The sequence below is a fragment of the Blautia pseudococcoides genome, assembly GCF_001689125.2.
In the GTDB taxonomy this organism is placed as follows: domain Bacteria; phylum Bacillota; class Clostridia; order Lachnospirales; family Lachnospiraceae; genus Blautia; species Blautia pseudococcoides.
In genome coordinates, this window is sequence record NZ_CP015405.2 from 890,355 (window position 1) to 902,282 (window position 11,928).

Below are 11,928 nucleotides of genomic sequence, written 5' to 3' on the forward strand. Positions count from 1 at the left end.
TCTAGGAACTTTTGCGGTGATTTATAAAAAGATATACGGTCAGCCAGACAATGCAGTGAAACAGAAGCACACAGATGTATTTTGGTATTTGTCTGGCAGACCCGGTTATGAGATCCAGAATTCCGTAAAAAGCCGCACTGGATGGCAGCAGATACGTTAAGGTATACAGAACGCTGTTTTTTGAAAGAATCAAATAAAACAGCACCGGAGGTGCGAGAAACAGTATCATAATTATCTTGATACACACAATCCCGGACATAAGCCCATCTGAAAAGTGTCCAATGAATAATCCCACAAGAGCAGCTAAGAAAGCGGACAAAATAATGATCAAGACCAAGGGGAGCATCATGTTGGATTGTATATGTGTACAGATTAATACTGTGAGAACAGCGGACAGCACGGCACCCATATACCCAAGAGAAATTTTCTGAACCATATAGTTCATCTTAGTCATAGGTATCACTTCATTAACAAATCCAATTCCTTCTTCTTTTTCACTGATCATATTCATAGCATTGAACGTACACCCCATGAACAGTGCAGTTACCAATGTAATGGCGGTCAAAAGTGATTTTAAACTATCATTGCTTTTGCCCGGCTGAATATCCCTTTCATATGAGGACAGTTTTATGCGCTCCTTATATAGCTGTGGGAGGGTATTTCCTATAACAGTATTTACTTCCAGTTCGTCACCGGAAAGAATAGCTGTAATGTCTTTTCCTTTTTGTATTACTCCAATAAGCTGTGTGGAGGGTTCATTGACTGCAATCCTCAGATCCCCCATGTTCTCAAAAGTTTCCACCCGGCCTATGCTCTGAAGCCAAGAGGCAGTATCAGGTCTGAGATTTCCTTTGACGGCAGCGAAAGCAGTTTCACTGACAGAGGTAAAGCCAATGCCTGACAGCAGGTTGATAGCTGATCCGGCCAGGATAGGAAGGAGAAAGGTCAGAATACACATTTTGTCCCGGCGAATGTTTTTTAACTGAAATTTTATTCCAAGCAATGTCATCCCTCCTTTGCCATTTCCCGAACCAGTGCCTGGCGAACGGCTGTAAACAATAGGATAATGGCAGCTGTACAGGCAGTATAGTAAAGAATTCCCGCCGGTTTTACACCGAAGTATGCGTATTTCATAGCCATAAACAAGTGATACATAGGATGGTACACGATCCAGTCCCAGGAAATACCCGTCTGTCCTGCGAGAAATACAGGCGTTGTGATAAATACGGCGAATACAAGATACAGAAGAGAAAATTGTCGGAAACCCTGCAGGCATATAGCGGAGAAGAAGCCTGTAAGTGCCATGACAGCCGAAAGAATACCTGCCTGGACCATAACTGCAGGCAGTACAGAAAATCCCTCCAAAGGTCCCAGGTTTATCAGTGTGAGTAAAACGGAGAAGATTAAGTCTGCCAGAACGAAGAGTGTCAGTTTTGTGAGAATAAAGGCTGCCCGGCTTACCGGCAGTGTACTGTGTACCCGGATCACACCCATCTGTTTTTCTTTGTAAAGTGTTGAGGCAAGACCAAGAAAACCTACAGCGGACAATTCAAAAAAGAGAAACTCGCAGGTGATCTCCCGCCGGCTTTTCATCTCTTTGTCATGAGATCCTATAATTTCAGCTTTTGTTGGGTCTGTAGAAGAAAGCAGTGACACTGCGTAAGCCGCCCGGCTGTTGTCCGTGCTCTCCAAACCGGAAGATACCATATAAATCCGCGGAATCTGGCCTGAAGCGTCGATGCCCACGGAATAGCCGTCCGAACAGGCCTCATGCAATTGTTTTAGGGTATCCGCTTTCACGGTTTTTGGTGCGGCCACAGATTGAAGGCTGTGAGGATCATAGAGGTATACCGGGTATATTCCCTGGTCCAGGCGCACATAGACCAGATGAATATAGCAGGAATAGAGGATTAGGGAACCAAGCGCCAGCAGGAAAAACTTTGATGCCATCATCAGACGCAGATCTTTTTTTACCAAAGACAACAGAGCATGTCCCATTATATCAGCCCCTTTCCTGTATATTGGATAAAGATGTCCTCTAAAGTGGGTTCTTTTGTATGGATACTTATGATCTTATCATGGGGAAATGGAAAAGCCTGGGTCAGCCGGGGCAGTTCAAGACTGAGAGAACAGCGTTTGTTTTCATAGGTATATACGATTTCCGCTATATTGCAGCTCTTTTGCTCTTTCAACCTTTTAGGTGTGTCCAGCGCTTTGATCTCACCGTCGGCAATAAAAGCCACCCTGTCACATAGCAGGTCAGCGTCCATCATATTATGGGTGGTCAGAAAGACCGTAGTGCCTTTTCGGCGTTCCTCCTCAATGATCTTCCGAAACAGAACTGCCCCTGAGGGGTCAAGTCCACTGGTTGGTTCATCCAGAAACAGCAGCCTGGGGTGATTCATCAAAGCCCTGGCCATACTGACACGCTGTCTCATTCCTTTTGAATAAGAGGATACCGGTTTTTTCAAAAAATCCTTTTTGAATTCCAACATCTCTAAAAGTTCCATTGCATCTCTTCGTTTATCCGCCGGAAAGAAAGAGGCAAAATAATTCAGGTTATCGAGAGCGCTCAAATTAGTATAAAGATATGGAAATTCAAAAAGAACACCAATTTCATTCCGGAAGTCCTTTTGGCCTTCATTTGGTTTTTGTCCGAATAGCAGCACCTTACCATGGTAACCGCCAAGGATTCCTGTTAATATCTTCTGCGTTGTGGATTTGCCGGAACCATTTGGTCCCAAAAATCCGAAAATTTCTCCGCCAGTCACAGAGAATGTAAGGCCATGCAGCGTTTCCCGGGCCTTTTTGTAAGAAAAGCGCAAGTCTTTCACGTCAATCATGATCCTTCCCCCATTTATCTTTCTGCTGTCTTTCTTGTTCCGGACGGCGTTTGCTCCACCATTTCATAAATTTAACTTTAAGAGGTATAGAGAGTATGAAAATTACAGAGAGTATAAGCCACCAATACCATTCAAGTCCTAAAAACATAAAATCACCTCCCTTGTATAAGAGAGTCTATACAGGGAAGGTGAAGTCAGTATGAGGCTGCTGTGAAGTTCATGTGAAATTATGCCTTGCAGATGGTTATGTGATAAAGGGAAAAGAAAAATAGAATTCTACCCCGTTATCCAGATTTTGTACTCCATAAGGAGCCTGATAGAGAGAGAGAACCTGAGCAACAATTGCCAGACCTAAGCCAGAGCCGCTGCCGGCAGTATTTTGTCCGCGGTAGAACTTGGACCAGATTTTGGGGAGATCCGCTTCCGGGATCGGGCAGCACTGATTATATAGGGAGAAGAGCAGTTCTTTTTCCGTACAGCTTATTGTAAGACGGATTTCTCCCTTTTTTTGGACATTCTTTCTGGCGTTTTCAAAGAGATTGTCCAGTACCTGTTCCAGGCGTTTGGGGTCTGCCTGAACCAGAACTGGATGATCGGGAAGCTGATAAGTAAAACGGTGATCACCATCCGGGGTGTCAAGAAGAAGGCGGCCTGCCGATGTCTCTGCCAGTTCAATGAAATCAAAGGTTTCATCTAAGAGTTCTGCGGAACCAGCTTCCATTGCAGATAGATCCAGCAGTGATACGAGCATACGGTTGATCCGGTCCTCAGCAGATAATATGGCATGGATATACTGCTGTTTTTTTGTATCATCCACCACGTCTATTAATCCTTCTGCATAGGCACGTATAAGTCCCAAGGGCGTTTTCATCTGGTGAGACAGGTTATCTGTCAGCTCTTTTCTCTGAGCCTGCAGGAGCCGTTCCTTCTGTACATCCTTTTCAAGCTGGATATTAGCATACTCCAGTTTCTGCAGAGCATCCTGCAGATTAGAGGACATGGTATTCAGGTTCTGTGAAAGTCTGCCAAACTCATCATTAGACTTGATTTGGCAGCGGGCAGTAAGATCCAGACAAGCCATTCGTTCGGCCTCCCGGTTAATTTCATTTAAAGGTTTAGAGATCAGACGACCCAGTAGATGATCTATACTTGTGATAACGGCTGCCATAAGAAAAAACCATATCAGAAAAGCAAAGCTGCGGTTTGTAGAAAGCTCTGAAGTAAAAAGGTAGAATAAAACAATGATTCCTCCCACCAATTTTGAAAGCAGAAGGGTTTTTTTACGGACGGTGTTCAAACGAAATGCAGACACTATTTTTTCCATAGTCATACCTCAAATTTATAACCGGAGCGGATAAGGGTCACAATATGCTGCCCTTCACTGCCCAGTTTTTGGCGCAGGGTTTTCATATGGGTATCCACTGTTCTGGTATTTCCCTCAAAATCATATCCCCAGATACGGTTAAGAAGCTGTTCACGGGAAAAGACCTGATTTTTATTCAGCATAAAGAGGCGCAGCAGTTCAAATTCTTTATGAGTGAGCACTGTGTCCCTGCCGCAGACGGTGACCGTGTGGGAGGAGAGCTGCATCACAATTTCGCCGGCTGTGACAATATCATGGGGATTGACGGACATGGCCCGGCGCAGAAGGACATTGATTTTTGCGAGTAGTAATTTAGGGCTGAAGGGCTTTGTGATATAATCGTCAGCTCCGTACTCATAGCCTTTTAATTTATCTGTCTCGCTGTCTTTTGCTGTGAGAAAAATGATGGGAATATTACACATTTCCCTGGCGATCCGGCATACAGTGAGGCCGTCCAGATGGGGCATCATAATATCTAGCACTGCCAAATCTACAGGATTGTTTTTCAGAATTGTCACAGCGTCTATACCGTCATCGGCCGTTATGCAGGTATGTCCGCCGTGGCGCATATAGTCCGTAAGGATTTCCTGCATACCTTTTTCATCCTCTGCTATTAATATGAGAGCCATTTTTGCCTCCTTTTGTATTTGTATTTATCTTTATCCTGTAAGGACTTGTCAAAATATTGTAGAATAGGTGTCGGACAGGGACTTACCTGTGTCAGCGGCTATGAAATCCGCTGGATTCGATTTCATTATATTACGTTCTAAAAGGGAATGCAAACAGAAAGGGAGCTGTCCACTTAGGATGCATTAGACCACATATCATCCGGCAGACAGCCCTTTTTAGGTGATGTGCATTGGTGTGAGATTTATTTTTGCATTCAGGACTATTTTAGTTATGGAGAAATCAGCGGTATTTCATTTACTACAGTACACTTTGTAGGCAATAATGTCAATGAATTCGCTGTTTGAAGGGCATCTGGAGAGTTTATACCCGGATAGTTCCTGCAGATATGCTTTATTATTATCCCAGCATTTTTCTATTACAGTCCGGATGTCGCGTTCCACACTGACTTTGGTAACCCCATATTTATGGGCAATGACAGGGTAGATATCCTTTGTCACTTTAAGACACTCATCATAATTCTCGGCGGCAATATGAATGGCGTCCAGCAGATAGCGGTACCCCTTATATTTTGATGTGATGCCGAATTGTCGTATGATTCTATCCTTTGTATGCATATTTATTTACCCTCCTCATATTTTCTATAATATTATAGAGGAGAAAGCTGTCAAGGAAGGAAAGTTCGACATTATAATACAAAAAAAGACCTCTGGTCCCTTTTTTTGCACCCTGCCGGACCGTTTAGGCACCGGCTGGTGTTTGACAGGTGAACCCTACAATAGTAAAATTGGCCTTGTAGCATCATCGAATTAAAAAAGTACATCATGTATTCTATGGAATGCGGAAAGGCGGGATATTATGGCAGCAGCCAAAAGGGTCATAGATTTTGTACCGGCGAAGCCGGAAGATACACGGGGTCTGCGTCTCCTTGCGTGGAAGTCAGAAGCTCACTGGGGATATAAAAAAGAATTTATGGAGGTATTTGACCATAAGTTTAATATCACAGAACAGTTTATTTTAGAAAATCCGGTTTATGTGTGCCGGGAAGGCGGGAGCCCAGCTGCATTTTGGGGCCTGAGGCGGAATGCAGACCAATGGGAGCTGGAATACTTTTATGTGGCGGAGCAGGAGCTTGGCAGAGGATACGGAAAGCAGATGTGGAACCATATGACTGGCTGGTGCAAGGCACAGGGTATTCTAACAATACATTTTGTCACCAGCCATCAGGCCACAGGATTTTATGAAAAAATGGGTGCCGTACAGAATGGAGAGTCAAAATCTATAGTGGACAATCGGCTGGTTCCGCATTTTGTATATGATATCAACAGCAGCCAGATATTCCGGTGAACATCGCACGGGGGACCCCTTTGTCATTAGTGTAAAATGTAAGGGACCCGAATGCTGTGAAAAGTTCGGATTTAAAGTTTTAAGTAGAACAGAGCCATTGAATCCAAACTTCATTCGGATTCAATGGCTCTGTGCAGGCAAGCCGCTTACGGCGGCTTACAAATAGTGGACCTGGCGGGAATCGAACCCGCGTCCGAAAGTCTATCCCTTGAGGCATCTCCCATCACAGTCATTCTTTTAACATTCCCTTATACAACCGCCGGATGACAGGCTGATGTACTTAGTAGCTTCATAAATCTTTTACTTTCTCAAAGCTTTGAAAGTAAAGGGCCCTGCAAAGTCGATGCCGGATTCCCAGGCAGCAGGTGACCTGGGGCCGACAAGCTGCAATTAGGCAGCTAACGCTAAATTATTATTGTCTGCGTTTATATTTAAGTTCCAGGTTGGTACGCAGTCCCGGAGTCTGCGGATGGCTTCCCCAACTTCAAAACCCCCGTCGAAACCAGTACAAGCCCATTTCTGGACTTCACTGTGGAAGTGTATTATAGAATATCACTTTATTATGATTTTGTCAAGGAGAAATGAAAAAAGTTTACCAGTCTTGACAGATATTTATGTCTGGGATAGACTTATTAAAAAGAAATAAAAGGGGCGGATACAGTGGCAGCTCCGGCGGAGGCAGTTACCACAGCGGCCGTTTTTCATCCCGCAGCAATTTAGTGGGAAAGATTGTTTTCGGGGTCAATGCCGTTTTGATCACCTGCGGCAGAGCTGTTGTGTAGGTGCCTGCCCATGAAATGCCATTTCTGTGTATCGCGAAACGTGCTACTGTTCACAAATTCAACAAAATTTTCTGATATATTTAAATATTATAGAATGTAACTATTCAGCTCCAAGGCAGAAATTCCATGGCCAAAGGTTTTTAAATGGATTTTTGTCAGTGATCGTAATGGAACTGTACCGTTATCATAGAGTAAATCGGACAGATAAGTCTGCAGAGATAGAAAGAGGGAACCGATATGGAAAAATGCAAAATACTGGTAGTGGATGATGAGAGCAGGATGCGCAAGCTGGTGCGGGACTTCCTGGTAAAGAAAGATTTTGAGGTGCTGGAGGCCGGCGACGGTGAGGAGGCACTGGATATTTTTTATGCTACAAAGGATATTGCCCTTTTGATCCTTGATGTGATGATGCCTAAGATGGACGGCTGGGAAGTGTGCAGGGAGATCCGCAGGGAGTCAAAGGTTCCCATTATCATGCTGACTGCCAGAGGGGATGAGAGGGACGAGCTTTTGGGATTTGAGCTGGGGGTGGATGAGTATATTGCAAAGCCTTTCAGCCCCAAGATACTGGTTGCCAGAGTGGAGGCTATTCTGAGAAGAACCAATATCTGCGGAAACAGTGATGTTTTGTCGGCGGGTGGTATTGAGGTGAATAAAGCTTCCCATATTGCCACTATTGACGGGCAGTCCATGGAGTTGAGCTATAAGGAATTTGAACTGTTGACGTATTTCCTGGAAAACCAGGGAATAGCACTTTCCAGAGAGAAAATTCTGAATTCTGTATGGAATTACGATTATTTTGGAGATGCCCGTACCATTGACACCCACGTAAAAAAGCTTCGCAGCAAATTGGGAGATAAGGGTGAATACATTAAAACAATCTGGGGCATGGGATACAAGTTCGAGGTATAAAACATGAGAAAATCAATTAAGGTGCGTCTGGCATTATCTTTTATCGGAATTATGCTTTTATCGCTCTTATCTATTACGGCGGTGAACCGCTTGTTTTTGGAGAAATATTATATTTCCAGAAAGGCGGATTCTCTGGAAACCGTATATAAAGCATTAAATGAGCAGGCTTATAATGACCCGGAGGGCAGGACGCACCTGCAGGGACTTTGTATTGAGAAAAACATTTCCTGGGTACTTGTGGATGTGAGCACACAGGACTGGACTATCATAGCCAATGACGGGCGAAATCCCGATTTGCTGGCTACCAGGCTTCTTTTTGGATATATCTGGGGAATGATGCCGGAAAACAGGGAAGTCATTACAGACAATGATTCTTACACGCTGGAGCAGAATACAGACGACAAAGAGAATGTAGTTTATCTGGACATGTGGGGCGTGATGAAGAACCGAAAGTGTGCCTTTTTGATCCGTATGCCCATGGCAAGTATCCGGGACAGTGTGGAAATCTCGAATATATTCTATATTTATATAGGACTTCTTGTGATTATGATCAGCAGCGCCGCAATTTGGTTTATGAGCAAGAGGATCACGAAACCACTGCTGGAACTGACGGAAATCTCAAGGCGTATGAGTAATCTGGATTTTGAGGCCAGATATGAAGGAGGAGGCGAGGATGAGATCGGCACGCTGGGCCAGAACTTCAACAAGATGTCCGAGGAATTGGAGCATACCATATCTGAACTGAAAACTGCCAACAATGAACTGCAGGAGGATATTGAGCAGAAGAAACAGATTGATGAGATGCGCAAGGAATTCCTTTCCAATGTTTCTCATGAGCTGAAGACCCCTATTGCGCTGATCCAGGGGTATGCTGAGGGATTGAAAGAATGTATCAATGACGATGCGGAGAGCAGGGAGTTTTACTGTGATGTGATCATGGATGAGTCTGCTAAAATGAACAATATGGTAAAAAAACTGCTGACCCTCAACCATCTGGAATTCGGCAATGACCAGGCTGCCATGGAACGGTTCGACCTGACAGACCTGGTAAGAGGCGTAGTGCAGTCTGCACAGCTCTTGGCAGACCAGAAAGGTGCCCAGATCTCCTTCCCTCAGTCTGAGCCTGTGTATGTGTGGGGAGATGAATTTAAGGTGGAGGAAGTGGTGACTAACTATGTGTCCAACGCACTGAACCATGTGGATGGAGCAATGAAGATTGAGGTGAAGATGATGAGAGGGGAAAATCATGTGCGTCTCTCTGTCTTCAACACAGGAAGCCCCATCCCGGAGGAGGAACTGGATAAAATCTGGATAAAATTCTATAAGGTGGACAAGGCACGGACCCGGGAGTACGGGGGAAGCGGTATTGGACTGTCAATTGTAAAGGCCATTATGGAGAGCATGCATCAGAAGTTCGGCGTGGTCAACTATGACAACGGTGTGGAATTCTGGTTTGAACTGGAAGAAAAGTGATATTACTGTTCATTCCGTTCTCAGCAACACGCTTCCCGATGCACAGATATGAAGCATTCTGCTCCATATCGCGCTGGCTGCTTCGGGATTTTTATGCCTTCGGTCTGAAAATACCTCGCGGGACAGTGGCGCGTGAACAGTAACAAAGTGATGACAGAAAGATGATGACTGGCGACACCTCCTTGCATTTTTCGATAGATTCTGCTAAACTAGAGAACATGATAAAAATGCAGGAGGGATGATTATGCCGCCTTTACAGGGAGATTGGCTGGAGGCTTTGAAGCCGGAATTCGGAAAAACATATTATAAACAATTGTTCGCCAAGGTGGGGCAGGAGTACCAGATGAGAAAGGTATTCCCCGCACCGGATGATATTTTTAATGCATTTCATTTTACCCCCTTAGACCAGGTAAAAGTGGTCATATTGGGACAGGATCCTTATCACAATGACGGACAGGCTCACGGCCTGTGTTTTTCTGTCAAGCCGGATGTGGAAATCCCCCCTTCTCTGGTGAATATTTACCAGGAACTGCAGGAAGACTGCGGCTGTTATATACCCAACAACGGATATCTGGAGAAATGGGCAAAACAGGGTGTTTTGCTTTTGAATACAGTTCTGACTGTGCGGGCACACCAGGCCAATTCTCACAGAGGAATCGGCTGGGAGGAGTTTACGGATGCGGCGATCCGTATTCTGGATGAACAGGACCGTCCCATGGTATTCCTTTTGTGGGGAAGACCGGCGCAGATGAAAAAGAGTATGCTGCACAATCCAAACCACCTGATCCTGGAAGCACCTCATCCCAGCCCGCTGTCTGCATTCCGCGGATTTTTCGGATGCCGTCATTTCAGCAAGGCAAATGCCTTTTTGCAGGAACATGGCCTGGAGCCAATTGACTGGCAGATAGAAAACAGATAAAGGAATTTGGACAAATGGGTAAAAAGAATAGTAATACATTAGTGAAAAATGCGTCTTTTTTAATGGTTGCGGCGCTGATATCAAAGATTATCGGAATGATATACAAAAGTCCCCTGTCTTCGCTCCTGGGAAGAGAGAGCTTTGCCTGTTTCCAGTTCGCGCAGAATGTATATTTTATTCTGCTGATGATCGCATCCTTCAGTATTCCGCAGGCTGTATCCAAGATCATGTCGGAGCGGATCGCATTTAAAAGATACAGAGACGCGCAGAGGGTGTTTAAGGGCGCTCTTTTATATGCAGTGTTAGCCGGAGGCGCTGTTGCCCTTATATGTGTGTTCGGTGCTTCGATCCTGGTACCGGACAGCGTGGCAAATGCAAGACTGGCGCTTCAGATGCTGGCCCCTACTATTTTCATATCAGGTATTCTTGGGGTGTTCAGAGGATATTTCCAGGCCTACAGGAATATGATGCCCACGTCTATCTCTCAGATCGTAGAACAGATAGCGGTTGCGGTTGTGGCACTGTTGATGGCAAACTTTATGGTTCACCATTTTGCAGGTGCAGGGGAAGATACGCTGCAGAGATGGAGCGCAGCCGGGGCAACCATTGGTACGGGAGCCGGTGTTACGGCAGCGCTTCTTTTTATGCTGTTCGTGTACAGCGTGAATAGGAAGACGATCAACCGCAGGATTGCCAGGGACAAGGTTTCTGTGGATGAGAGCTATCAGCAGGTCATGAGAAATATTGTGCTGATCGTGGCGCCTATCATTCTCAGCGCCTTTATTTATAATGTGAATGGTTATATCAATGGTGTGATGTACACCAGCATTTCAGATTTCAGAGGTATGGATAACAGCCAGGTAAAAGTGCTGTATGCAGAGTTTGGATTTTTCATGACACTGATCAATATCCCCCTGACACTGGCTAGTACGGCTCCTACCTCCATGATTCCGGAGGTGTCCGCCCATTATGCCACAGGGGATGTGAAAGGCGCCATTGAGAAAATAAATAATGCCACATGGATCAGTATGCTGATTTCCATGCCGGCTTCCGTGGGGCTTGCCGTACTGGCACAGCCGGTAACCGCTCTGCTTTTCCCTTCCACAGAAGGCGTAGCGGGACAATTGATGGTGCTTGGGGTGATCACAGTTATCCTGAACAGTACATCCAATATATCAAATGGGGTTCTGCAGGGAATCGGAAGGGCTAATGTCCCTATGATCAACGCGGCAATTTCTCTGGCTGTGGATATTGTATTTTTGGCGGTTCTGCTGTTTTTTACCAATGCGGGAATCTATGCCGTGGTCATTGCCATGATCGTATATGCCATTGTTATGTGTGTACTCAATGACAGGGCCCTGAAGAAATACCTGGGATATCAGAATCCGTGGAAATATGCTTACCTGCCTCCGTTTTTGGCAACGATTCCCATGGGGATCGTTGCGTTTGCCGTGTACAAAGGTGTGAGATTACTGGCAAAATCACTGCCGCACTCCAATCTGCTGGCCTTGATCCCTTCGATCGCGCTGGCTGCTGCTGTGTATTTCATTGCCTATCTCTTTATTGCAAAACCATCCCGACAGGAACTTCTGTCCCTGCCGGGAGGGACAAAGCTTATAGTGCTGGCCCAGAAACTGAGGATCATCTGACAAGATCGTAAGA

Annotated in this window: 12 protein-coding genes and 1 other RNA gene; 5 read left to right on the forward strand and 8 right to left on the reverse strand. The window is 45.2% G+C overall.

Annotated features, from left to right (window positions below):
* Position 1 precedes the first annotated feature (1 nt).
* The 7 genes from A4V09_RS04090 to A4V09_RS04115 form a co-directional block, all read right to left on the reverse strand.
* Positions 2-1,009: an ABC transporter permease gene (locus tag A4V09_RS04090; protein ID WP_242963950.1), complete on the reverse strand. Its 1,008-nt coding sequence runs from the start codon at positions 1,007-1,009 to the stop codon at positions 2-4.
* Positions 1,006-1,998, reverse strand: coding sequence for an ABC transporter permease (locus A4V09_RS04095; RefSeq protein WP_065541222.1), 993 nt, complete (start codon positions 1,996-1,998; stop codon positions 1,006-1,008). Before A4V09_RS04095 ends, A4V09_RS04090 begins: the two co-directional genes overlap by 4 nt.
* Entirely contained in the window at positions 1,998-2,843 is an 846-nt protein-coding gene (locus tag A4V09_RS04100) for an ABC transporter ATP-binding protein (RefSeq protein ID WP_065541223.1), read from the reverse strand. The genes A4V09_RS04095 and A4V09_RS04100 overlap by 1 nt, the downstream gene beginning before the upstream one ends.
* A complete protein-coding gene (locus A4V09_RS24825) occupies positions 2,836-2,991 on the reverse strand; it encodes a hypothetical protein (RefSeq protein ID WP_171285896.1) in 156 nt (51 codons plus the stop codon). Before A4V09_RS24825 ends, A4V09_RS04100 begins: the two co-directional genes overlap by 8 nt.
* 96 nt (positions 2,992-3,087) lie before the next feature.
* Positions 3,088-4,167: a sensor histidine kinase gene (locus tag A4V09_RS04105; RefSeq protein WP_330396506.1), complete on the reverse strand. Its 1,080-nt coding sequence runs from the start codon at positions 4,165-4,167 to the stop codon at positions 3,088-3,090.
* A 2-nt stretch (positions 4,168-4,169) separates the two neighbouring features.
* Positions 4,170-4,835 (reverse strand): response regulator transcription factor, encoded by a 666-nt coding sequence (locus A4V09_RS04110; protein ID WP_065541225.1) that lies wholly within the window; start codon positions 4,833-4,835, stop codon positions 4,170-4,172.
* Between the two features lie 291 nt (positions 4,836-5,126).
* Positions 5,127-5,450, reverse strand: coding sequence for a sporulation initiation factor Spo0A C-terminal domain-containing protein (locus A4V09_RS04115; RefSeq protein ID WP_065541226.1), 324 nt, complete (start codon positions 5,448-5,450; stop codon positions 5,127-5,129).
* A 241-nt stretch (positions 5,451-5,691) separates the two neighbouring features.
* Here A4V09_RS04115 and A4V09_RS04120 point away from each other — a divergent pair, with 241 nt between their 5' ends.
* Positions 5,692-6,180, forward strand: coding sequence for a GNAT family N-acetyltransferase (locus tag A4V09_RS04120; protein ID WP_065541227.1), 489 nt, complete (start codon positions 5,692-5,694; stop codon positions 6,178-6,180).
* 163 nt (positions 6,181-6,343) lie between these two features.
* Here the strand turns inward: A4V09_RS04120 and ssrA are convergent.
* Positions 6,344-6,695, reverse strand: a transfer-messenger RNA (tmRNA) gene (ssrA, locus tag A4V09_RS04125).
* A gap of 504 nt (positions 6,696-7,199) precedes the next feature.
* Between ssrA and A4V09_RS04130 the strand changes: the two genes are divergently transcribed.
* The 4 genes from A4V09_RS04130 to A4V09_RS04145 all read left to right on the forward strand — a co-directional run bounded on the left by A4V09_RS04130 (position 7,200) and on the right by A4V09_RS04145 (position 11,915).
* A complete protein-coding gene (locus A4V09_RS04130) occupies positions 7,200-7,874 on the forward strand; it encodes a response regulator transcription factor (RefSeq protein ID WP_065541228.1) in 675 nt (224 codons plus the stop codon).
* 3 nt (positions 7,875-7,877) lie between these two features.
* Positions 7,878-9,347 (forward strand): sensor histidine kinase, encoded by a 1,470-nt coding sequence (locus A4V09_RS04135; protein WP_065541229.1) that lies wholly within the window; start codon positions 7,878-7,880, stop codon positions 9,345-9,347.
* A 244-nt stretch (positions 9,348-9,591) separates the two neighbouring features.
* Positions 9,592-10,266: a uracil-DNA glycosylase gene (gene ung, locus A4V09_RS04140; RefSeq protein ID WP_065541230.1), complete on the forward strand. Its 675-nt coding sequence runs from the start codon at positions 9,592-9,594 to the stop codon at positions 10,264-10,266.
* Positions 10,267-10,280: 14 nt separating this feature from the next.
* Positions 10,281-11,915 carry a putative polysaccharide biosynthesis protein gene (locus tag A4V09_RS04145; RefSeq protein ID WP_065541231.1) on the forward strand — a complete coding sequence of 545 codons (1,635 nt, stop codon included), beginning with the start codon at positions 10,281-10,283 and terminating at the stop codon, positions 11,913-11,915.
* The last annotated feature ends 13 nt before the right edge of the window (positions 11,916-11,928 follow it).

Bases quoted from the DNA above. Each gene is read 5' to 3' on its own strand.
- A4V09_RS04145 (WP_065541231.1), top strand. From the start codon at position 10,281: ATGGGTAAAAAGAATAGTAATACATTAGTGAAAAATGCGTCTTTTTTA.
- A4V09_RS04115 (WP_065541226.1), bottom strand. From the start codon at position 5,450: ATGCATACAAAGGATAGAATCATACGACAATTCGGCATCACATCAAAA.
- A4V09_RS04100 (WP_065541223.1), bottom strand. From the start codon at position 2,843: ATGATTGACGTGAAAGACTTGCGCTTTTCTTACAAAAAGGCCCGGGAA.
- A4V09_RS04120 (WP_065541227.1), top strand. From the start codon at position 5,692: ATGGCAGCAGCCAAAAGGGTCATAGATTTTGTACCGGCGAAGCCGGAA.
- A4V09_RS04105 (WP_330396506.1), bottom strand. From the start codon at position 4,167: ATGGAAAAAATAGTGTCTGCATTTCGTTTGAACACCGTCCGTAAAAAA.
- A4V09_RS04110 (WP_065541225.1), bottom strand. From the start codon at position 4,835: ATGGCTCTCATATTAATAGCAGAGGATGAAAAAGGTATGCAGGAAATC.
- A4V09_RS04130 (WP_065541228.1), top strand. From the start codon at position 7,200: ATGGAAAAATGCAAAATACTGGTAGTGGATGATGAGAGCAGGATGCGC.
- A4V09_RS24825 (WP_171285896.1), bottom strand. From the start codon at position 2,991: ATGTTTTTAGGACTTGAATGGTATTGGTGGCTTATACTCTCTGTAATT.
- ung (WP_065541230.1), top strand. From the start codon at position 9,592: ATGCCGCCTTTACAGGGAGATTGGCTGGAGGCTTTGAAGCCGGAATTC.
- A4V09_RS04135 (WP_065541229.1), top strand. From the start codon at position 7,878: ATGAGAAAATCAATTAAGGTGCGTCTGGCATTATCTTTTATCGGAATT.
- A4V09_RS04090 (WP_242963950.1), bottom strand. From the start codon at position 1,009: ATGACATTGCTTGGAATAAAATTTCAGTTAAAAAACATTCGCCGGGAC.
- A4V09_RS04095 (WP_065541222.1), bottom strand. From the start codon at position 1,998: ATGGGACATGCTCTGTTGTCTTTGGTAAAAAAAGATCTGCGTCTGATG.